A 23,859-nucleotide genomic window follows, 5' to 3' on the forward strand; every position below is an offset into this window, starting at 1 on the left:
ACCTTCGCAAATGAACTATTACTTCCAACGGTAGATATTGCTTCTCATCTATCAAATGGAATCACAATTGACAAATTAATAGAATTAAAACAGTATTGGAAAGTATCTATGCAAGCAATTTTATACAAGGCAAAAAGTCTAAAATTTATTGCAGACAATCAGTATAATTATTTAGTACGTCAAATGGGTTATTTAGGCTACAGAACAAAAGAACCTGTTGATATTGAGCCAGATAATATTTCTTTACTTAAAGAACTGATTGATACACATATTCAGGAAATGGGATATACAAAAGAAGGATTGGCCGACCTTCTTAATATAAACCTTGAAGAACTAAACGATGTTTATTTTGGTGTAAAGCCGAGGGTAAAAACTAAGTTATTAAGGGTTGTTATTTAATAAGGATAAGGGCAAAGTATTAATTAATTTTATTCTTTGCCCCATCTTTTCTCAGCCGCTTTTTTAGCTATTTCAACACGTCTTTCGGGCGTTAATTTATCAGCACGTGCTTTACCGCCAACAAGGCCACCAGAACGGCCTTTTAGGGGCTTATCTTCCTTTTTTATATTTTCGCTTTCTCCAGTAGCTACATCGGTTATGAATTTAGCCAACTGGTTAATATCCTTTTTTGCCATATCCGAAGCTAAAGATATTTTGTCAAGCATAAAAAAGAATTAAATTCAAACTGAGACACTAACCAGAAATCAGGAAATTTAACCACCCAAAAACATTCCCCCTAAATTATGTTATGATTTTTAGGGGATAAAAGAAGCATCAAAAAAACAAACAGATTTAAAACAAACAACCCTTAATTAATTACGGTGATGAACAAAAGCAAGTTAAAACAAACTTTGGCCAACTTTAAAAAGCTGCTCATCGTGATGGTGGTTATCGGCACGGCCAAAAATGCTGCCGCCCAACAGCCTTTGCGCGTAGTGGTGGCCGGCTTAAACCACGACCACGTGCATGGGATTTTAAGCCAGTATGGCAAAGGCAAAGTAGATATTGTTGGAATAGCCGAACCGAACAAGCAGTTGTGGCAAAAATTTGGCAAGATTTATCATCTGCCCGAATCCTTGTTTGCCAGCGACCTGAAACAATTGGTGGTACAGAAAAAACCGGATGCCGTGCTGGGCTACAATGCCGTAGGAAAGCACCTGGAAGTGGTTGAAATATGCGCGCCCTTAGGAATTCCGGTGATGGTAGAAAAACCTTTGGCCGCAACTTTGGCGCAAGCAAAACAAATTGAAGCATTGGCAAATAAATACCACATCAAAGTGTTGACCAACTTTGAAACCACCTGGTACCCTTCGTATGCCGATGTTTACAATACGGTTGAAAAAGACAGCATTGGCCGGATCAGAAAAATGGTAGTGCACGACGGGCACCAGGGCCCGAAAGAAATTGGCTGTAGCCCGGAGTTTTTAAGCTGGCTGACAGACCCGGTATTAAACGGCGCAGGTGCTTTGAACGATTTTGGCTGTTATGGTGCCGATTTGATGACCTGGCTGATGAAAGGGCGAAAACCCATTGCCGTAACGGCTGTTACGCGGCACTACAAACCTGCTGTTTACCCTAAAGTTGATGACGATGCAACTATCCTTGTAGAATACCCGGAAGCTACCGGCCTGATCGAAGGTTCCTGGAACTGGCCGTTTTCCATTAAAGATTTAGAGGTTTTTGGAGAAACAGGCTATTTGCACGCCTTAAACAGCGAAAACATCACCAGCCGGATGAGGGAAAACATCAAAGGCTCAAAAAAAGCCGGGCCGTTGGCTGAACAGATCGCATCCCCGATTGCTTATCTAACCGCTGTCCTTCGAAACAAGCTTCCGGGAACCGATGATCTTTCATCCTTAAAATACAACATGATCGTGATGGAAATACTGGATGCGGCAAAACGCTCGGCAGCAAGCGGCAAAAGAGTGGTTTTGTAAGCTTGTTGTTGGTTGAACGGGATTTATTATTTGCCGGGAATTAATAATCATGCTTCTTTTATCAGGTAAAATTTAGTGTTTGAATTTTACCCGATAAAAGAAGCATCGAAAAAGCACACCAATTTTTAGGTGATAAAAGAAGCATTGAAAATAACCGGAACAAAGTTTTTATAAAGCAGCTTTAAACATGCTCCATGCCGTATTGCTTCAACACATCTTCCGGCACGCCTGTCCACCGGTTTGGCGAGTTGCCCACATAACCAATATCTTTGATGCCTATTTTGCTGGTATAAAAACCGGAAGCGGTAAGGTCGCGCATCCGGTTAAAAAACATAACGCCCGGCTTCATTTCTGGTTTGGCCTTTAGCGGGTAGGCTATTTCGGTAACCATTTCTATTTGCTGTTGCGGCGTGCAATCTGTAAAAGTATGGTTATAGCGGTTCATACATTGCAGGTCAAGCCAGCGTAGGCCACCTCGCATTGGCGTTTGGTGTTCGGGAATATCTTTTACGATAAACTCTATAAAATCCGGCACTTTGGCATCCGATGCGCTTCCGGAGTGCGCATCTTTTGGGATAATGATATCGCCCAAAACCGTTATCGTTGCCATTTCCTGCTTGGTAAAAAATGTTTCGGCCTTTAATTTCTTGTCCCGGTCTATTTCGTAAGGCTGTCGGCCAGCTTCATCCCCTGCGGGGTTTGCCGCAACTTCTGCTGTTTTGTTCGTATCCTGTTTACAGGCATCCAGTAATACGGCTGTTGAAAGGGTGGCTAAGCCTAATGCTTTTAAGGAATCGCGTCTGTTCATTATAGTAATATTGAAAATAGCTGTTAAACGTTCAATTTTTTTCTTTGCTCCAAAATGTATTCGCTGGTGCGCATAGACAAGGCCAGGATTGTCCAGGTAGCGTTTTTATCGCCTTGCTGCACAAAAGGGGAGGCATCCACCACAAACAGGTTTTTGCAATCATGGGCCTGGCACCATTTGTTCAAGGCTGATTTTTTAGGGTCGTCGCCCATTCTTACCGTGCCAACTTCATGGATAATTTTGCCCGGCGTCTCGAGACCGTAATTAGTTTCAGGGCCTGGGATATCCGAAGTAATAATGGCGCCCATTTCATGCATGATAGATTGAAAGGTTTCCTGCATGTGTTTTGCCTGTTTAATTTCGGCATCCGTCCATTTATAGTGAAACCTTAAAACAGGGATACCGTATTTGTCCACCACGTTAGGGTCTATTTCGCAATAATTGTCTTCCCTTGCGATAGCGGTTCCACGGCCTGCCATGCCAACCTGTGTACCATAAAAACGGCGGTAATCATCTTTTAAGGAAACACCAAAACCGCCGGCTTCTTTCTTTTTGCCATCGCGCCCCGGCACCAATCCGTTAAAACCTTGAATGCCGCCCGAAAAACCATAAGAAGGCATGTGCAGGCCACCGCCATATTCAATATGGTAACCGCGCGGAAAATCCAGTTTTTTATTGTCCAGCCACCACGGCGTATAAATATGCACGCTGCCTACGCCGTCTTCATTGTAGCGTTTGCGGTCCATCAACTGCGGTAAAAATCCGCCCAAACTTGCGCCGGTAGAATCATGGATGTATTTGCCCACAATGCCGCTGCTGTTTGCCAGCCCGCCGGGGTGATTGGCCGAGACGGAATTAAGCAGCAAACGCGCCGTTTCTCCGGCACTGGCGCCCAAAATCACAATTTTGGCGTTCACCTGGTACTCCTGCAGATCTTTCTTGTCCACATAAGAAACGCCGGTGGCCTGGCCATCGTGCCCGGTAAGGACTTCGCGCACCATAGCGTTGGTGATCACCTTTAAATTGCCGGTTTTTACGGCCGGGATAACCAAACAAGAGGAAGAAGAAAAATCGGCATAAACCTTGCAGCTACGGCCGCATTGCCCGCAGTAAAAGCACGAGCCGCGGTCTTTGTTGTTGGGCAAAGCTTCTGTCAAAACCGAACCTCTGCCCGGGATTACTTTTACGCCGGCCTTGGTCGCGCCTTGTTTAATAAACAATTCGTTAAGGCGAGGTTTTGGCGGAGGCAAAAAGATGCCGTCCGGTTCGTTTTCCAGCCCTTCGACAGTGCCGTACACGCCGATCAGCCGGTCAACTTTATCATAAAAAGGTTTTACATCCGCATAAGTAATCGGCCAATCATCGGTCAAACCATCCAAATGATGGCTTTTAAAATCGTTCGGACCCATCCGCAACGAAATGCGGCCCCAGTGGTTGGTGCGGCCGCCTAGCATCCTTGCCCGAAACCAGTTGAATTCTGTTTTATCTTTAGTGGTATAAGGTTCGCCATCCAGTTCCCAACCGCCGTAAGCCGCGTCAAAATCGCCAAAAGGGCGTGTTGTGGCAGCCCCTCTTCTTGGTGATTCGTATGGAAATTTCAATTGCTGGGAATCTTTGGCCGGGTCAAAATATGCGCCGGCCTCCAGCATCAATACTTTTAAGCCTGCATGTGCCAAAACATAACCGGCCATACCGCCGCCGGCGCCCGAGCCAACAATTACAGCATCATAAGTGGTACCTGATTTTTTGATTTGAAAATCACTCATAAAAATGAAATAGAAATTGGTTAATAGTCGTTGTCAGCTTTCAGCAATTAGCTATCAAAAACACGGCAACAAGGTTAATTTTTACCCGGTAAAAGAAGCATCGTGTTCCTTTTAAAAAATAATTTTTAATGTATTGGTTTAATGGTTTTGATGGCTAAAGATAGGATATTTTTCTTACAGCCTTTCATCTGAAAACAATTTATAATGCTTCTTTTATGCCTATAAATCTTTTGCTTTTAGTACACTGATTTTTATGCGATAAAAGAAGCATCTAAAAAATATTCTTAATAAAGTTTAACCAGCTTTTGATAATAACTCCATTTTCCCAGCATTAAGTATCCTTAGCCTTTCCAAATTAATTATTTTTCGGTTGATAAAGAGTAAGGAAAATCGGCCGGGTTTGATCCTCTTTGTTTATTTGGTGTAGCTGACATATTAAAATCCAGAACCGCTCCCTTCTGCAAACTGCTATGACTAATCCAGTTTTTAGAATACGGCTTTCCGTCCATTTGCAGCGATTGCACGTAGCAATTTTCGGCACTGTTGGCAGGGGCGTTGATGGTTACGGTTTTTCCGTTTTCTAAATTTAAAGTTATCTTTTTAAACAAAGGCGCGCCCAAAACATATTGGTCTGTTGCAGGCGTTACCGGATAAAAACCTAAGGCCGAGAAAACATACCAGGCAGAAGTTTGCCCGTTGTCTTCGTCGCCGCAATAGCCATCGGGTGTGGCCCTGTACATCCTGTTCATGGTTTCGCGCACCCAATATTGCGCTTTGTAAGGGGCACCGCCAAAATTGTACAAGTAGATCATGTGCTGGATGGGCTGGTTGCCATGTGCATACTGGCCCATGTCTGCGATCTGCATTTCGCGGATCTCGTGGATTACACCGCCATAAGCACTGTCATCAAAAACAGGGGGCATAGAAAAAACGGAATCCAGTTTGGTTACAAATTTTTCATGGCCGCCCATCATTTTTGCCAAGCCATCCACATCTTGGAAAACTGACCAGGTATAATGCCAACTGTTCCCTTCTGTAAAAGCACCGCCCCACCTGAATGGGTTGAAAGGGCTTTGAAAACTTCCGTCGGCATTTTTACCGCGCATCAAACCGGATGAAGGATCAAAAAGGTTTTTGTAGTTCATCGCCCTTTTTTTGTAAATGTCTATTTCAGAAGCTGGTTTGCCCAAAGCACGGCCCAACTGGTAAATGGTAAAGTCATCGTAAGAATACTCTAAAGTTTTAGCCGCATTTTCACTTATTTTTACATCATACGGCACATAGCCCAGCTTGTTGTAATACTCAACTCCGTTCCGGCCAACCGCTTCAATCGGGCCTTGGTTGTTGGCACCATGTTTTAAAGCTTCCCAAAGTATGTTGATATCGTAACCACGACCTCCTTTAATGTAAGCATCAGAAACAACAGAAGCCGAATTGTTGCCCACCATAATGTTGGCATAACCCGGGCTGCTCCACTCGGGCAGCCAGCCGCCTTCTTTGTAATCGTTGATCAAACCCTGCTGCATTTCTTTGTTGATGGAAGGGTAAACTAAGTTCAGGAATGGATACAACGCTCGGAAAGTATCCCAAAAACCCGTACCGGCAAACATGTAGCCCGGCAAAATTTCCCCGTTGTACGGGCTCCAGTGCACAATTTTGTTGCTGGCATTGATCTCGTACATTTTATTCGGAAAGAACAAGGTGCGGTACACGCAGGAATAAAAAGTGCGCATCTGGTCTACCGTTCCGCCTTCTACCGAAATCCTGCTTAATGTTTTGTTCCACACCGCTTTTGCTTTTGCCTTGGTTGCATCAAAAGAATCGTTGGCCAGTTCTCTTTTTAAATTGAGGTCTGCCTGCTCAAAACTGATAAAAGACGATGCTGTTTTTAGCCCTATTTTTTCGCCCTTGGTGGTTTTGAAACCAATGACGGCACCGGTACGGTCGCTTTGCAGTTCCAGGTCCTGGTTGTTCAGTTTGTTGCCCGACCAGGTTTTTGCCAAACTGAAGTCTTTGTCGAAGTAAATAACAAAGTAGTTTTTAAAGTTTTTGGGGATCGGCCCGCGGGCGTATTTGGTGGTATAACCGATCACTTTTCTTTCTTTTGGCATGATCTTGATGTAAGAACCTTTGTCCAAAGCATCAATAACCACAAAAGAACTGTCGGATTTAGGGAACGTGAAGCGGAACTGGGCTGCCCTTTCTGTTGGCGTGATTTCGGTGGTTACATCCGCATCCGCTAAAAAAACGCTGTAATAATAAGGTTTTGATACTTCTGCTTTGTGGCTGAACCAACTTGCACGGTCATCGTCTGTAAATTTCAATTTCCCGGTAACGGGCATAATGGCAAAAGCACCGTAATCGTTCATCCAGGGCGATGGCTGGTGCGTTTGTTTAAACCCGCGGATTTTGTCGGCATCATAAGTATAGGCCCAGCCGTCGCCCATTCTGCCGGTTTGCGGTATCCAGGTGTTCATCCCCCAGGGCAGGGCAATTGCTGGGTACGTGTTTCCGTTTGATAAGCTTGGTTTTGAAGCAGAACCCATCAACGGGTTGATCCATTCGACCGGGTCGGTAACTTTAGTTACCATTTGTGCAGAAGATGCTGCCGCGCTAAAGCTAAATAGTGCAATAAGTAGTTTTTTCATTGAGGTTTATGTTAGTGCCGGATTTTTTAGATAATCGGACCAAAGTTCGTCTAAGTTTTTTCCGGTCAGCTTTTTCCAGAGATCGTCTGTATAAGTATGGTCGCGAAGGCTTTTATCTACGGTTTTGATGATGCCCGGTTTTACTTTGGCTCCCATCCAGGCAAAAAACCTGGCCGTAATGCGGTAGCTGTTTTTATAGCTTTGCGTTGGTTTTACGTCCGGCAAAGTCCATTTGGCACCGGCATTGTCCACACCGAATTTGTAGCGTACATAATCGGCAATGCCTTCCGTCAGCCAGCCCGGGCCAGCACTGTTGCCATAATTTTGTACAATGTGCATCACTTCATGCGTAACCACATCCACGTCTTGAGGATGTTTGCTCATGTAAGCGGGACTGAAAACAACCCTGTCGTTTGAAGTTGCGGCAACGCCTTTGTAAGCGGTATCAACAAAAAACGTAACTTTTTTTGAAGTTTCCGGGTTGTATTCTTTGGCCAGTTTTGGGTAAACGGTAAAAAAGGTTTCGGTCAGGCGTTTTTTCAAAGTCGGGTCGAGTGCTGCAAAATTACTTTCAAAAGTAAGCGTATAGCCATTTTTACGGGTAATGTCCTGCGCTTTAAGGCTTGAAAATGGGAGCAGGGCAAATAAGAACAGCATGCTTAACAAAGCGGTTTTTCTCATATCGGGAAGCCAATTTAAAACAATCACCTTATTTAAAAAAAGCTACGGGTATTACGGTAGCAACAAATTTTAAACCGTTGATATTGCTCAGGTTGATGAATTAGTTAGTGGGGGCTAAGATAAGTTTTTGAGGTTTAATTTTAAGTTACATCCAAAATAATACAATACTTCTTTTAGGGGTAAAAAATTGGTGAGGGATATTACTGCAAATCCGCTTCAAATTTTCTCATCCAGCCAAACAACTTTTTGTTCGCTGTGGTGGCCTTTTGCTATAATTTCACCATACAATTCAGGTTTTCTGGCTTTGATGTAACGATATCCTCCGGCCATCGTTAATTTATCCGGCGTTGCTTCGGCAATGGCAATTTCATCGTTCAGCGTTAGGCATTCTGCTATGATATTGCCAAAAGGGTCAATGATCATGGAGCAGCCATTTTTTAACTGGTCATCGTCCATGCCAATAGGATTTGAAAAAACAGCGTAGATGCCATTATCATAAGCGCGCGAAGGCAGCCATTTCATCAGCCATTCCCTTCCTTTCGGCCCGTCAAATTCTTTACGCAGCAACTCCGCGTTTGCTTTTTTATCTTTCCATAAATCAGCATCAACAAAACCTGCCCCCGGCCGGGTTGAAGGCGTACACATCGTAACGTGGGGCATAAAGATAACCTGCGCGCCTAATAATGTTGTTGCCCTTACATTTTCGATGATGTTATTGTCGTAACAAATCAAAATCCCGCATTTCCAGCCGCTTAAATCAAACAAAGTATAGCTGTTTCCGGGAGAAATATGGGGGTTGATAAAAGGATGGAGTTTTCGGTGTTTCGCAACCAAACCGTTTTTGTCCACGCATACATAAGCCTTGAAAATGTTGCCCTCCGCATCTTTTTCAAACAGCCCGGCCAATATGGCAATGTTAAAGGCTTTGGCAAATTCGGTTAATTGCAGCACACTTGGCCCGCCGGGTATAAATTCGGCCAGCTCCAGCATTTGTGTTTTGGAAAGATGCCTGGCAAAAGTATAACCGGTAACCGAACATTCATGAAAAGAAATGGCATCGGCACCTTGCTGCGCGGCTTTTTCGGCCAACTTTTCGATAACGGAAAGGTTATAGGCCTTGTCCCCGCTTTTGTTTTCAAATTGTGCCGTTGCAATTTTTAGGTTCTCCATGTCAAGGATTAAATTTGGAATGTTTGTGGTTGTAAAATAGCAGCTAGTTGTAAAATTAACGCTTGGAAAAATAGTTAAAATAACACTGATTTTTAGGTGATAAAAGAAGCATTAGCCATTATTCTAATTTCGTTTGTTTCATTTCCGGCTTACCGAAAAAGGCTTGTCTTCCTGAGCAATGCCACGGTTGGTAGCCGGTTTGTTGTCCATTTCGAGTTTTAAAACGCCGCCGTTGGTTATTTCGCTGTGTGTTAAAAAATCCCTGTCAAAAGGTTTTCCGTTTAAACTGGCCGTTTTGATGTACACGTTTTCTTTGGAATTTGCCGGTGCCTCAATGATAAATTTTTTGCCGTTTTCCAAAGTGATCGTGGTTTTTTTGAACATTGGGCTGCCCATTACATACTCATCAGTTCCAGGCGTAACGCTGTAAAATCCCAAAGCACTCAGCACATACCAGGAAGAAGTTTGCCCCTGGTCTTCATCGCCGGGATAGCCGTTTTCTGTTGAATTGTACAATTTATACATCACATCCCTGGCATGAAACTGGGCTTTCCAGGGCTGGCCTGTATAATTGTACAAATAAATCATGTGCTGGATCGGTTGGTTTCCATGCGCGTATTGCCCCATGTTGGCCATCACCATTTCTGTCATTTCGTGGATCATGCCGCCGTAACTGCCTACATTTACACGGTTCGGTTCTGAGAATACCGAATCCAGTTTGGCCGTAAAGTTTTGGTTGCCGCCCATCAAATTGATCAAACCCTGAATGTCATGGAAAACCGACCATTGCCAGTGCCAGGCATTTCCTTCTGTAAACGGGCCGCCCCACTCAGCCGGGTCAAAGTTTGGCCTCCATTTACCGGTATTGTCTTTTCCCCGCATAAACCGGGTTGAAGGGTCGTAAACGTTTTTGTAATTGAACAGCTGCCTGGCAAATATCCCAGCATAAAAATCATTGCCGGTCATTTTGGCCAGCTTGTACCCGCAAAAATCATCATACGCATATTCCAGCGTTTTTGCGGTTGCCTCCCGGTATTGCGTGTATGGCACGTAGCCCAATTCATAATATTCTTTCCAACCATCGCGGCCATTTGCCGGCCCCCAGGGGCCTTTGTTGGTTGCTTCGTGGAAATAGGCTTTCAAGGCTTCCTGCGGATCAAACGTACGGATGCCTTTTGCCCAGGCATCGGTCAGCAAAGAAATGGCGTGGTTGCCGATCATGCTGCCAGCTTCACTTGGGAAAGACCAGGAAGGCAGCCAGCCGCATTGTTCGTAAGCCGCCAACAATGCCTGCATATACCGGCCGTGCATTTCGGGCTGTAAAAGCGTATTTAGCGGGAATTGCGCGCGAAAAGTATCCCAAAAACCAGTATCGGTAAACATATAGCCGGGATGGATTTTGCCATCGTAAGGGCTAAAATAATAAGGCTTGCCATCTTGGCCAACTTCATAAAACTTCCTCGAAAATAAACTCGCCCTAAAAAAGCAGGAATAAAAAGTGGCTTTGTCTTCTTCGCTGCCGCCTTCCACCAAAACCTTTCCTAATGATTTGTTCCAAACTGCAGCCGCTTTTGCCTTGGTTTGCTCCAGCGTTTTGTCTGCGCCCAGTTCTCTTTCTAAATTTAATTCGGCCTGCTCCGGGCTGATGTAGGACGATGCTGTTTTTACCTGCACTTTTTCACCGTCTTTAAATTGGATGTAAGCGCCTTTGCCCAAACCTTCTGCTGCCGTAGAATCTGCATGAACCGTATTTTTTTTGTTTTCCCAGGTTCCGAAAGCTTTGATCGGCTGGTCAAACTTCAGCACAAAAAAGCTTTTCCAACCGGCTTTAAAACCTTCGCCATTGTTTACATAGCCGGTAATTTTGTTTTCTTTCGGATAGATTTTTACGCCGCTGATCCTCGTATAACCATCTAAAACCAGGTAGCTTTTTTTTCCTTTGGGATAAGTAAAACGCAGGTGCGCGCCACGTTCTGAAGGGGAAATTTCCGTCGTGATCTGGTTATCAAACTTTACTTTGTAGTAATTTGGTTTCGCAATCTCGTTTGAATGGCTGAATTTAGCTTCCCGGTCGTTTTCGTTCACCACTAAATCACCGCTTTCGGGCATTAAAGAAAAAACGGCGTAGTCCCGTGTCCACGAACTGCATTGGTGCGCTTGCTGAAACCCGCGGATATGGTCTTTAAAATACTGGTATTTCCAGCCGTCGCCGTTTTTGCCGGTTTGCGGTGTCCAGGTGTGCATGGCAAAAGGCAAAGCAGTGGTTGGATAAGTGTTGCCGTGGGTCAGTTCCTGTTTAGAATTGGTGCCTTGCAAAGTGTTTACATATTTTACCAAATCCGTTTCCTGCGCAAACAAAATTTTGCCCGGTAAAAACAGCATCAAAGAGATTAAGGGTTTGAGTTTCATTTAGGTAGATAAGGATTTGTTAAAATCAAAAATAGCAATGCTTCTTTTAGCACTAAAAAATTGGTGTTCGTTTTAGGTTTTCTTATGGAGAAGCTTGCGGCAAGATGGATTTTTATGCGGTAAAAGAAGCATCGGCATTTTTAAAAAATGATTGGCGGGTTTTAGACAGGCATTACCAGGAAATATCAACCTTAATCCCATCAGGGCTATTGTCAAAACCAAGATAGCAGGTTTTTGAAGAGGCGTCCCATGCTGTTTTTACCGCATTAATTTTCTCGCCTTTACTGTTGGCAACGGAAACGTTTTTTGGATGCGCGGGCAACAGCACACGCATACTGTTGACGGTATTTATCGGGCTTTTACAGGTAAAACTATACTTGTTGGAAGCCCTGACCTCACCATAAATCCTGGATGCCGAAGCCAAAACCTGGGGCTTTGTTTTATCGGGAACACGGTTTACCACATATAATAACGATTGCTCGCCGGGGTTTACGGTTTTTTGGGTAAGCACCGGCAGTTGCGGATCGAACAGATCTATAACCGGCCCTTTTACCGTGTATGGCTTACTGTCGGCGTTTTCATCCAATACGGCAACTACATCATAAGGCCCGCGCTCCAGGTACAAGCTGTTTTTAAACAATAATTTTCCTGCTTTGGCATCATTCTCATAACCCTGCTTCACCAAGTCCACAAATGTACCGTCGTTATTTGCCTGCATTACAAATTCCTTTGGGTTTTGGCGTAACACATAAACCGCACCTTTGCCAACTTTAAATTTTTGGTTGTCTTTTGTTGGGTTGACGCCCAATAATTTGAACAAGTGCTGCGATGGCGCGGTGAATTTGTTTCCGTTTGTGTCCCACCATTCCATTACCGATTGGTAAGGGTCATCATCTTTACCGCAATAAATCAATATGCCGCCCTGTTTTACCCAGTTGGCCAGTTGGGTATGCACTTCGGCAGATACTGGTTTCATGTTTGAATAGCTCATCACCAAAACCTTAATATCTTTTAAAGAAGCAGCGTAGCCCAGGTTTTCCATGTGCACGGTTTGCACAGGCACGCCTCGTTTTAACAAAGGCAAGGTTTGTCCGTAAAAATTAGAAAACTGCGGGTCTTCATATCCGGCATGAGTTGGAAAACGTTGGAACATCAACGTATTGCTCATCAATACGCCAATACCGTTTACGCCCGATACGCGGTTGTCTGACTTTGGCATACTGTTCAAGGCATTGACCATAACCTGCATTTGGGTTGAATAAAATTTTGGGATCAACGTTTTTTCATTGCTGCCAACCACAGGGTAGGGATGGGTGTAGATGCGTTCCGGCCAGGGCATTACTTCATAATCGGCCACCATGGGGTACAAAAGTTTGGCGGTAAAAGTAGCCTGGTAGTTGCGTTTGTAATCGCTCCAGTCGTGCACACGGTCTTCAATTGGGTCGGTCAGGAGAAATACTTTGCGTTTGGTTGGCGCGGTCATGGAAACGACCGATCCGTATTCAAGGAAGGCATTTTCAAAAACCCGCTCTTTTTCTTTACCGTCAAAATACGTTGGTTCGCGCGAGGTGCCCGTCCAAACCTGGGCGATGTAACCATCAATACTTGGCAACGAAGCCAAGCTTGCCTCCGGGCTTACAATTTGCCAGGAAGAGTAGTTAACAAGCGAGTGCGTGGGTATAAAAACCTTGATATTCATTCCTTTGCTTTTGCCATAAGCTTTGGCGTAAATGGATACTTGTTTTATGGCATCAAAATACAAATGGTATTTTAGTTTGCTTGAGAGGTAAGTGTTTTCGGCGGAGGCATCCTGCGGTTTCCAGGGAAAGCCGTAATATTTTTGCCATTCTTCTTTAAATGGCGCACTGTAGCCTGCCCGCGCCCAAAACTCCGGCTCTTCCAAAAAAATAGTGCCGATGCCGGCATCAATTACCCTTTTGACAACGGCCGTTTTCATATAATCAATAAACGATTGTACCGGGACAACGTAAGGCATGTTTTTGCCGTGCATGATGGTATCGCCTTTGATGGTTACCTGGCCCACGCCGAGGTGGTTTTTTCCATCCAACTTGCCCAAAAAGTAATCAAAATACTCGCCCCAGGCAATGCCAGTCATAAAATTTACCTGATAGCCGTGGTCGCGCCAAGTTTTTACGCGTTCTTCAAAGGTCATTCCCGGACGGTCGTTTGTACCATAAACAATCGCAATATCAGAGCGTACATCAATTTCAGGCCTCCAGGGACTGCTGGTTTGGAAGGCGGTTTTTTCCTTTGGATTGGATGTAGGATTTTGTGCATTTTGCCCGAAGCAAGCAAAAGAAATGGCTATCGTTCCGCAAGAAAGAAGAATATTTTTCATATAAGTTTATCTTTGTTTAGAAGCTGTTTAAACTTCGTCTGGTTTATTTTCCATGCTTCTTTTATCGCCTAAAATCTTATATCAATCCATTTTGTAAAGACACAAAATTTATAGGGCTAAAAGAAGCATTGCCAATTTTTGGTATTGAACTTGTTTAAACTTATTCTTTTGTGCTTTACACTATGCTTCTTTTACCGCCTAAAAATCGGCATTGCCTGATTTTTAATTTGTTCGGGCCAGTACAGGCACCAATTTTTATAGGGTAAAAGAAGCATTGGCCCAAAAAAAGAGGGCCGGAAAAAAGTTTAAACAGCTTCATTGATAAAAAGATTTTGAAACAGGCGTTTATACGGTTTCTTAAGGTACCGTTACAGTTTTAACATCAGTGTAGTTGTAATAGTTAAGGCCATACGCCACCCTGGCACCTACCCTTAAAAAGTATTGCCTTTTACCTGGCAGCGAACCGCTATTGGTAGTTAAGGTTATGGTTTGGCCAATTTGACTATTTCCGTTGGTGCCGCTATAAACTATACGCTGCGAATACCTGTTGTCATAATTATTGTTACCAACATAACCGTTTGAGTTTACAAACAGGAAAACATCAGTTACGTTTTGCTGAAAATTAGGATTGTTGGTGCCGCGTGTAAATTTACAGGTAGCCGTTATAGTACCAGTGCTGGTATTATAAACCGGTTCGTTTATCCATTCAACCCTTAAAAAAGGTTCAACCGAAAACTTAAGGGTAGTTACTCCTTTTATATCAACAGTTTGGCTTTGGTCAACTATTGTTTTGCCTGTAGCATCGGTTTGCACCAGCGGCACAAACGGGCCTTCGACACTTACTTTGTCCGTTCCGGCAAATAATTTGGTATAATTAAAAGTACCGTCCTGCATAGAGTTAAAGTAAAAGGGAGTTGGGTTACTGCTCCAGCTTATTTCTAATAGTTTTACCCTTGTTCCGTTGCCCCCAACTTCAGTTTGCACGGTTTTACCAGTACCGGCATCAACTACACTGCCTGTTAAAGTTTCTGTGGGTGCCGCATAGTTATCTATCTTTTTACATGAACCGGCAGCTACAGCAATTATGCTTATTGCTATAATATATAGTATTTTTTTCATTTTCTTGGATATTAATAACCAGGGTTTTGAATTAAATTCGGACTTGTTGCAATCTGGCCTTGTGGTATTTGCTCGTAGTACCAACGCACATCAAAAGTGTAACGAACATTTCTTTCGTCGGTCCTGGCGTCAAAGAAGTATTTTTTATCATTGGCCGAGAAGAATGGCATCAATACTCTGTAAATAGTTGAATTCTGCTCTTTATCGGCAGTTCTCCACCTACGCATATCCCACCATATCTTGTTTTCAAAACCCAACTCTTTTCTGCGCTCGTTACGAACGATATCAACACTGTTTAAGTTTGCAGGACTTACTAACAGATTTGCACCTGCTCTTTCACGTATCTGATTGATAGCTGTAAATGCATCCTGTAGATAGTTTTTATCAACTGAACCCAGTGCATTTAACTCATAAGCTGCTTCAGCACGGTTTAATAAAACTTCAGCATAACGCATTTCAATCCAAGTTTGGTCTGAACGGTTCTCTAAAACTTCTGATGTTGGTTTATCGGGCACTAAAAATTTACGAACCGAGAACCCGGAAATTGCATCTGTTTGATCGCCTGTAAAAATACCACTTAAACCGGCAGGGTTCATGGTTGTTCCGTCTGGTAGTTTATAAGGAGTTTGTGAAGCATTTGATGATTGTACAATATTAGTTGTTGGGTAGTTTGAGGTTGAACCTGCAGGCAACAGCGGACTGATACCACCAGCAGAACTACCGGTATAAATTCCCCGTCTGATTTCAATACTTTGGTTTTTAAATACATCGCCTGGTAAAATCACAGTTGCCCTTAACCTTGGTTCAGCATTGGCAAAAAGGTCCATAGTGTTAGTGTAGAGGTCATATTTACCGGTAGTTTGAGTTTTTATTGTACCATCTGCATTTTTAGGAATACCGTCAAAAAGTTCAACATAATTTAATGTTGGGTTAACTTCAGATGAATAGCCATTGGCACCCATTAATTGGCGCGGTACATTGTAAGCGTCATAACCATGTACAGACTCTGGATAGTGGTACTGCCGTACAAATACATTCTCTGCGCTTTTGGCATCAAAAAACAAGTTAACATAGTTTTGATACTGCGCCTGCTTATCACCTGCTGCCCAGGCATTTTTGTACAGGGAATAATGATTTTCTAATAATACTGCAGCATCATAAGCTGCTTTAAAATAAGTAACTGCTTTGCTTACCGGCAAGCCGCACAACCTGTTGCCACTGCCATCAACAAGGGTTATCTGGTTGTATTTAGCTATGCAACCTGCATAAAGCATGGCCCTTGATTTAAAACCTGCAGCTACATATTTATTGGCCCTGCCTGTTTGATTAGGTTCACCTAAGTTGGCATAAGCATAATCAAGGTCGGCGGCTATAAAGTCATAAACTTTTTCTTCTGATGAACGCGGGATTCTCAATTCCTCGATGCTTTGCTCAGGATAGTTTAAAACCTTATCAACAATTGGTACACCGCCATAGCGTTTTACCAAAGCGAAATAGGTAGCAGCACGTATGAATCGGGCTTCGCCTAACCATGAACTTACCTGTGCAGGTGAATAAGAACCGGCATATTTAGGCATGGTTTCTATAAAGTAGTTGGCATCGCGGATCAGGCTATAGCAAACATTCCAGGTTGAGGGGTTCAGTCCCGTATTTTCCTGCATGGCGCCATTCTGGTCGCGGCTTAATGCCTCACCGGTAACAGCCGGAAAGGGGCTGATGATCCAGAAAAAATTTAAGCCTCTTTGTGGGGAATACCTGAAATCTTCGATGGGCAACTGACTGTATATTCTGGACATATATGCCTGTATGCCACCTGTGCTGGTAAAAACGTCTTTGTCTTGTATAATATTTAAAGGAGCAACATCCAGCTTCTTACATGCTGATGCCCAGCAGAGAAAAATGGACAATATGACGTATGTATATTTTTTCATGATTTTAAGCCTTTTTATAATTTAACAGTTACACCTAAAGAAAATATCTTGTTTAGTGGGTACAAATAACCATAAGTGCTTGAGGGGTGTTCCGGATCAAGATATCTCAATTTGGTAATGGTTAATGCATTATATCCGTTTACAAATACCCTTGCGCCTTTAATACCTATCTTTTTAGCAAAACTTGAGGTTAAGCTGTAACCTAACTCCACTGTTTTTAGCCTGATGTAAGATGCATCCTGAATGTTGGCCAGTGAATTTTGATCTGCTACAGTACCGGTATAAGCAAAGTGGCCTGGTATCCAAACCGTGTTAGGATTATATGGATCGGCTTTAGGATCTGCCGGGTGATACCTGTCTAAAAACTGGCTAAGTGCGCTGCCTCCACCAAATAGTGGTGTGTTCAATTGCTCAAAGTATGAAACATCAACATCCGCTGCCCCTTGCCATAATGTATTAAAATCAAATCCTTTATATGACGCACCGAGGGTTAAACCAAAGCTGATAAGCGGTGAGCCGTTATAAGAAATTGGATGAGCGTCCTGGCCATTTATCTGTCCGTCGCCATTCCAGTCCTGGTATTTATAATCTCCAACTACAGTACTGCGGCTTACAAATACCGGGCTGTTCAATATATCCTGGTATGATGTATATTGCCCGTTTGAACCCAGCCCGTACTGAATACCCTGGTAACGGTTGTTCTGGTTGTTAATGTAGTTTTCCTGAGAGTTACCGTATGGCGATGCTTCATTATGTAAACGGGTAAAACGGTTATAGGCAAAAGTAGCTTTTGCAAAATAATTTACGTTGCCTATATTGTTTCTGTGGTTTAATTCAAAATCAAACCCTTGTACACGGCTGCTGTTTAGGTTTTCCTGAGGCAAAAGAGCTCCTACTACTCCTGGTAAACTAAGGGCTCTTGTTGCGTACTCACCAGTTTTATCACGTCTGTAAACGTCAAAAGTTAAACCTAATAGTCCTTTCCAAGCTTGCAGGTCAACACCAATGTTATATAGTTTAGCATTTTGCCATGTTAAATTAGGGTTTGCAATACCTCTGTTTTGAACACCATTAACAAAAGTACCGTTAAACACATATCCCGGAGGCAATTGGTTATTTGAACCACCTGCCGGGTAATAATATCCGGTAAGATATTGGTAATTATTTGCACTATCATCACCAACCTGAGCATACGATGCGCGGAACTTCAGATCGTTAATAAAGGAAAGTGCCGAAGTGTTTTTCCAAAAGTTTTCCTGTGATACTCTCCATCCGATAGATCCGCCCGGGAAGAAACCATATTGTTTAACCGGAGAAAAGTATGATGAACCATCCCTCCTAAAACTAAATTCAACAAGATATTTCGAGTTATAATCGTAGTTTATACGACCAACCTCTGATTTATTTACAAGGTCATAAAGTACGCCGCCGTCAGTACTTCCAATCTGGTTAAGGCTGTTGCCTGCAATAAGTTGATCAACCGGTAATGATAATTCTCGCTGTGCATTAATATTATCGCCTTTTCTTTCGCTTTCTTCATAAAGCAATAACGCAGTTACATTATGGCCGCCTTTAAAAGAATGGTTATAATTAAGAGACAACTGCGTTAATGTACTTGGTTTTTCAAAAAATTGCCTCTGTATAGTAGCAGGTGTTTGATTAGGTATAGGAGCGTAGGTATCTGAAGCGGCATCATAATTATACTGGTTGTATGATTTTTGGTAAATTTTATTGCTTGACATATAGTAGTCATAACTGTACAGCCCTTTTGCACTTAAACCAGGTACAAAAGGTGCCTGGTAGGTGGCAGATACCGATGACTGGAACCACTTGTTGTTTAAAATTTTGTAGCCATCAACATTGGCATCAGAAAGAGCTACAGGGTTAGTTCCATCAACTTGGCCATTTTGCAAATATGCAGGGTTATTGTTGGCATATACCGATTGGGTAGGGATTGATCGCCAAAACGATCTGATGATCCACCATGCATCCTGATAGGGCTGGTTTTTTTGATCTATTGTACCATTAATATTCAAATCAACAGTAAGGTTTTTGGTTATTTTACTGCTTATATTTGAGCGCATGTTGTATCTTTTATAGTTAAGATCGTTGCTGAGAAGGAAACCTGCCTGGTCTGTAAGACCAAAACTGATAAAGTAATTGGTGTTATCGTTACCGCCGCTTGCATTTAAGGTATGTTGCGATTGCGGTACTTTGTTTTTAATAACCTGTGAATACCAGTCTGTACTTTGCCTGGTTCCGTTTGCATATTCAGCAATTTGAGCATCAGTATATTTGATTTGGCCGCCATTTACATTGTGCAATTGGTTTTCATTTACCAGCATCATAAAATCTGCTGCCCCTACCGCTTTAGGAAGGCCAGACGGGACTTCGAAACCAAATGTGCCCGAATAATTAAGTTCAGGCGCTCCTTTTTTACCTTTTTTAGTGGTAACCAAAATCACACCGTTTGCAGCACGCACACCATAAATTGCAGCCGAACCATCTTTTAACACGGATACACTTTCTATATCGTTAGGGTCAAGGCGCGTAATATTATCCCGGGGCACGCCATCAATAACCACAAGTGGGTTGCCAAAACCACGGATATCAATTGAGTTGTCAAAATTGCCCGGTTCAGCACTGTTTTGTACAATACGCAAACCTGCAACTTTACCGGTAAGCGTGTTCAACACGTTCTCGTTTTTGGTAGTCACAATGTCCCTACTGCTTACCGATGCTATTGAACCTGTAACGGTTACCTTTTTCTGCGTACCGTAGCCCACTACCACCACCTCATTTAATGTCGATGGCTTTCCTTGTAGCTGAATACTTATGGTGCTAATCCCCTTAATCGGGACTTCTTGTGTAATGAAGCCAATGTAAGTAAAGACAAGTATCCCATTGTCTTCAGGAACGTTAAGTGAATAATTACCATTTTGATCGGTAACCGTACCGGTCGTGGAGTTTTTCAGCATAACGCTCACACCCGGAAGAGGCCCACCTTTCTCATCGGTTACTTTACCGCTTATTGTTTTTTGCAAGAGAAGGTGTAAATGAATAATATTATTGCTATTAGTAGGTACAACATAAGTACCTTTAGTTACAGCTGCCCCGGCAGAGGTAATGGTCAATTCAGCAATGATTAAAAGGCTCCCCAGAGATGTTAAATATCTCCCCATTTTCAATCGCTGTTTGAGTGATTTAATAAAATTTTTGTACATAGATTTATATTTGGTTTTAATAATTGGTTTATCCGTTCATAGTTTCTGTTTTTCATCTAACGCTATACCTGTAATATGGGTAGACACTTGTGTCAGAACTATCTGCGGCAGCAAAGCCAGGCCAACAAAAAATACAATGCTTATGGAGGGGTTGCTTTTAATTTAGTAAAACAAAACGCCATAAGCCAACTATGGCCTGTAGAAATTTTTTTCATAAAAGTGGTTATTTAGGTTAATTGGGTTTGGAGTTGTCAGCTAAGCAAGAAGCCTTAAAATAAATCTTGTTTAGTGGCACTTTCAGATAGCAATTTTAAACCAAGCGGTTTAAAAAGAGGGTTAAAAAAAGGGTTAAAGAAGTATAAATCTTATTAACCTAACCCTTTTTAACCCATCAGGGCATCTACTTGTTAAAATTAAAAAAGTTGTCCTGTTAACAACCTGTTTAAATTTTATTCAATATATTTTTAATGCTTCTTTTATATCGCCTTAAAAACATCAGGTTTACAATGCGTTTGTTATCGATACTTCATGTAAACACACCAAATTTATATGCCTAAAAGAAGCATCAGGTTTCCACGCATTTGTTATCGGTACTTCAAATGTAAACACACATTAAATTTATATGCTTAAAAGAAGCATTGGGTTTTACCCTAATCTATGATTTGTTGAAAGGCTTTGTATATATTAAAACAAACCTCAAAACACATTACACGTAACTATTAAAAGCAAAAAACGGGAATTGGGCGTTCAGGGTATTGCTTAAAGTACAGCCTTATCGAAGCTGAGCGGGTAATCTTCGCCTAAAGATTTAAAATATTCCCGGGAAAACTGATCGTAGATTTTCTTTGAATACTCAATACCTTTCAACATTTTTAAAACTTTCAGTTCGTATTTAAAAGCAGTATCATTAAAGGGGTCTATATGTAGTATTAATCTGGCTAATTCTAAAATTTGCTTAAAGTTTTTTTCTTTGTAGAGTTTTTCCAACTGCGGTAATAAAACTTCTATCAACCTTTCGTCGTAGCTTTGTTTAATATTGTCCAGCCACGGTTCGTTCATTTCAGTTAATAATGGGCCTCTGGCTATTAAATTATAATATTTATCAACCTGTTTGTTGTTCCCGGTAATGATGTTATCTACTTCCTTACATATTACCAAATAGTCGCAGAAGAAATTATTATCAATAGTAAAAAGGAAGCTCTCATTTGTAAACACTAAATGGATGCCATCCAAACTTGCTATAGTGTTTCGCAAATGGTTAAATGTAACGCCCCTGATATTTTTTGTTTTAGTTACATCCTTATCAGGCCACAATGCAACCGATATCTTTTTTGAGCTGATACCTTTACCATTTTTACTATGCAACAATATTAACAAAAACAGTTGTTTGATTTTAGGGCTGAAAAGATAAGTGATATTACGGCTATTTTTGTCAAATACTAAAAACTCACCCAACAGGTACACCGCATTATTTTGAATTATATCAGGAGGGTGGCCCGGAATTGATTTAGAATTATCTTCTGTAATTTCTTCAATTTTTTGCGGCACGCTTTTTTTTGTGCCTTTAAATAAAAAGACCAGAATAATTATGCTTGAAAAAGCAGCAGAAGAGATCGCTACATACAAAAACATAGGGAGAGTTTTCTTTTTAGGCGTAATTGCCTGAAGATAACGCGCAGCACTTACTGGAGGTGCTGCAAGCGAATAAACCCTGATCGAAGAATTTTGCGGGTTAGTAAATTCCTGAACCGAACAATAAAAAATTTCGGTTTTATGGTCGTAAAAGAGGTTAATATCTGTTTCGATTTTCTCGGAAGTTACATTTATTGGCGCACTTACTACCTCGTATGAGCCGTCTTTTACTGCAAACTTGTATAATTTAAAATTCGTTTTTGCACTTTCATGGGGATAACACAATACATAGAAATATTTTTTATCAGCTGATAAAATTAGGTTATTAGCGGGTACAAATCTTTCCTTAGGTTTTATATTCCAGCATTTTTTTATCGTATGGGCCCTTAAATTAACCCTGTACAAATCATAAAATTGCTTTCCGCCAATAATTTGGTTCCCGGATTCGTTTCCATACCCTCCAAACAAAAATATTTCATCCTTATTATCGGCACTGCCGGTGGCTGAAAAAAAACGGGGGTTTATTTTATCGCCTTTAAAGTAAGCCTGTTTCCATTGGTCTTTTTTACTGTTGTACTTGTAAAACGAATTATAGTATTTAAATGAACCATAGCCACCAAACAAATAAATACTGTCCTGCCTGGCATTATAAAAAGTATTATGGTGGTGCCTTTGCTCCTGTAAAACAGCCTTGCCTACTGTTTCCCATCTTTGCGTTTTCAAATCCAGGGCAGCTATACTTGTTTTCCCCTTTGGCACATCATAATATGCTTCATAGACATAGCATTTATTTTCCTTTGGATTAAATATACTTTTGCCTAAAACCATGGGCACCGGAAGTTTATTTTTATAATGAAGCGCCGACAAACTATTTGAGCTGGTGTTATAAACCAACAGGGAATCTTTTTTATAAACGAATAACTTTTGTCCTGCTGTATCAAAGTTTATTCCTGCAACCGTAGTGAAATTATGTTTAAAAACAGGTTTCCAGAAATAAGAATCATTAATTAACCATACCGGGTTTTCAACTACACCAATAGCTTCGCCGCCCATGTCGTGGGTGCTGTTGCCCTTCCATTCATCCAGGGGAAAAAAGTATGACGAGGAATTATCGCTGACAGACAAATTTTTAATGGCCATGTTAGGTACTTCCGTATAATACTGATTTTTGCCAAAAAACAGTTTTGTTGGCAATTGACCTCCAAACCCTAAATCTGTGGCCTTATAACATTTATTATTGATGCTCAGGTTCACCGTATTGTTAGCCAGGTTAAAATCAGCTTTTACCTTAATCCATTTCCGCTTTCTTAAATCTATACTTTGTAGCGGGATTTTTAACTTATTGCTTACCCTATCTATATTAAAATTAAAGTAAGCTGCATCATTAGTATTAAGATAGCTTAAACTGTATGAGTTGTTTTTACCGGCAATATCAAAAATATAACCTAAATGGTCTTTGTCCCACAGCAATAAGTCGAAACTTATCAATAAATGTGTTTTAAAGACGGGAGCATAGTTTGAAAATACATTGTAAGAAGTTCTTTTGGCCACCAGGCTATCATTGGAACAAAACATTAAGCCTTGTGCCCAGCTAAATACTGGAAAGAATAATATCAGGACAAAAGCAATCAAGTATAACCGAAACAATGATTTTTTTACCTTATTCTTCATTGTTAAAATTAGGTCAATTGGGCTTCTCACTATTATATCTGTTACAAAAGTAGTTTTTCTAATTAAGAAAGTATTTAAATTTTACTCAATAATAATTATACTGAGGATATATAAAATCAAGAAGTTGTTTAAACTTTTAGGGCTCTGTTTTTATTTGTACAACCAAAAAACTCCATGCTTCTTTTACCGGGCAAAAATTGGTGTTAATATGCATTTAATAAATCAACAAACCCAATGACTAACATTTTTACCGGGTAAAAGAAGTATCAACCCCAAAAAGATAGCCTAAAAAAAAGTTTAAACAACGATAAAAGAAGTAGTTAGCAATAAGTTTGGACAACTTAATATAGAAAATCAGTGGTTCAAATCTCCTAAAAAGCAATCAGCAGGCACAAATTTTTACCCGGTAAAAGAAGCATCAATTGGTTGTATAATCCTGGCGGCCCTAATATCGAATGTTTTTTTTAATACGTGTTGTGCCTTTCGGCAAAACCTTTTAAAAAC

14 protein-coding genes are annotated in these 23,859 nt (G+C 41.5%); 2 read left to right on the forward strand and 12 right to left on the reverse strand.

The window, feature by feature from the left end:
• Positions 1 to 399, forward strand: a 399-nt coding sequence (locus V5804_RS15740) for an ImmA/IrrE family metallo-endopeptidase (protein WP_369592359.1), incomplete at its 5' end; no start/stop codon positions are given.
• A 29-nt stretch (positions 400 to 428) separates the two neighbouring features.
• Here the strand turns inward: V5804_RS15740 and V5804_RS15745 are convergent.
• On the reverse strand, positions 429 to 665 hold the full coding sequence (locus V5804_RS15745; RefSeq protein WP_369592360.1) for a hypothetical protein: 237 nt from the start codon (positions 663 to 665) through the stop codon (positions 429 to 431).
• 159 nt (positions 666 to 824) lie between these two features.
• Between V5804_RS15745 and V5804_RS15750 the strand changes: the two genes are divergently transcribed.
• Entirely contained in the window at positions 825 to 1,937 is a 1,113-nt protein-coding gene (locus tag V5804_RS15750; protein ID WP_369592437.1) for a Gfo/Idh/MocA family protein, read from the forward strand.
• A gap of 181 nt (positions 1,938 to 2,118) precedes the next feature.
• On the opposite strand, the gene V5804_RS15755 is transcribed toward V5804_RS15750, so the two are convergent.
• From V5804_RS15755 to V5804_RS15805, 11 genes are all read right to left on the reverse strand, one after another.
• On the reverse strand, positions 2,119 to 2,745 hold the full coding sequence (locus tag V5804_RS15755; protein ID WP_369592361.1) for a gluconate 2-dehydrogenase subunit 3 family protein: 627 nt from the start codon (positions 2,743 to 2,745) through the stop codon (positions 2,119 to 2,121).
• 23 nt (positions 2,746 to 2,768) lie between these two features.
• Positions 2,769 to 4,511 carry a GMC family oxidoreductase gene (locus V5804_RS15760; RefSeq protein ID WP_369592362.1) on the reverse strand — a complete coding sequence of 581 codons (1,743 nt, stop codon included), beginning with the start codon at positions 4,509 to 4,511 and terminating at the stop codon, positions 2,769 to 2,771.
• A gap of 359 nt (positions 4,512 to 4,870) precedes the next feature.
• A complete protein-coding gene (locus tag V5804_RS15765) occupies positions 4,871 to 7,159 on the reverse strand; it encodes a GH92 family glycosyl hydrolase (protein WP_369592363.1) in 2,289 nt (762 codons plus the stop codon).
• A 6-nt stretch (positions 7,160 to 7,165) separates the two neighbouring features.
• Positions 7,166 to 7,816 (reverse strand): basic secretory protein-like protein, encoded by a 651-nt coding sequence (locus tag V5804_RS15770; RefSeq protein WP_369592364.1) that lies wholly within the window; start codon positions 7,814 to 7,816, stop codon positions 7,166 to 7,168.
• Positions 7,817 to 8,056: 240 nt separating this feature from the next.
• Positions 8,057 to 9,010, reverse strand: coding sequence for a nitrilase family protein (locus tag V5804_RS15775; RefSeq protein WP_369592365.1), 954 nt, complete (start codon positions 9,008 to 9,010; stop codon positions 8,057 to 8,059).
• A 138-nt stretch (positions 9,011 to 9,148) separates the two neighbouring features.
• Positions 9,149 to 11,419: a GH92 family glycosyl hydrolase gene (locus V5804_RS15780; protein WP_369592366.1), complete on the reverse strand. Its 2,271-nt coding sequence runs from the start codon at positions 11,417 to 11,419 to the stop codon at positions 9,149 to 9,151.
• A 172-nt stretch (positions 11,420 to 11,591) separates the two neighbouring features.
• A complete protein-coding gene (locus V5804_RS15785) occupies positions 11,592 to 13,778 on the reverse strand; it encodes a hypothetical protein (RefSeq protein ID WP_369592367.1) in 2,187 nt (728 codons plus the stop codon).
• A 357-nt stretch (positions 13,779 to 14,135) separates the two neighbouring features.
• Positions 14,136 to 14,897 carry a DUF3823 domain-containing protein gene (locus tag V5804_RS15790; protein WP_369592368.1) on the reverse strand — a complete coding sequence of 254 codons (762 nt, stop codon included), beginning with the start codon at positions 14,895 to 14,897 and terminating at the stop codon, positions 14,136 to 14,138.
• Between the two features lie 11 nt (positions 14,898 to 14,908).
• Positions 14,909 to 16,828 carry a RagB/SusD family nutrient uptake outer membrane protein gene (locus tag V5804_RS15795; RefSeq protein WP_369592369.1) on the reverse strand — a complete coding sequence of 640 codons (1,920 nt, stop codon included), beginning with the start codon at positions 16,826 to 16,828 and terminating at the stop codon, positions 14,909 to 14,911.
• A gap of 14 nt (positions 16,829 to 16,842) precedes the next feature.
• The gene (locus tag V5804_RS15800) at positions 16,843 to 20,052 is read right to left on the reverse strand and encodes a SusC/RagA family TonB-linked outer membrane protein (RefSeq protein ID WP_369592370.1); all 3,210 of its coding nucleotides are present in this window, start codon (positions 20,050 to 20,052) and stop codon (positions 16,843 to 16,845) included.
• 759 nt (positions 20,053 to 20,811) lie between these two features.
• Positions 20,812 to 23,355: a kelch repeat-containing protein gene (locus V5804_RS15805; protein ID WP_369592371.1), complete on the reverse strand. Its 2,544-nt coding sequence runs from the start codon at positions 23,353 to 23,355 to the stop codon at positions 20,812 to 20,814.
• Between the last annotated feature and the right edge of the window lie 504 nt (positions 23,356 to 23,859).

The organism is Mucilaginibacter sp., assembly GCF_041088075.1.
Taxonomy (GTDB): Bacteria; Bacteroidota; Bacteroidia; order Sphingobacteriales; family Sphingobacteriaceae; genus Mucilaginibacter_A.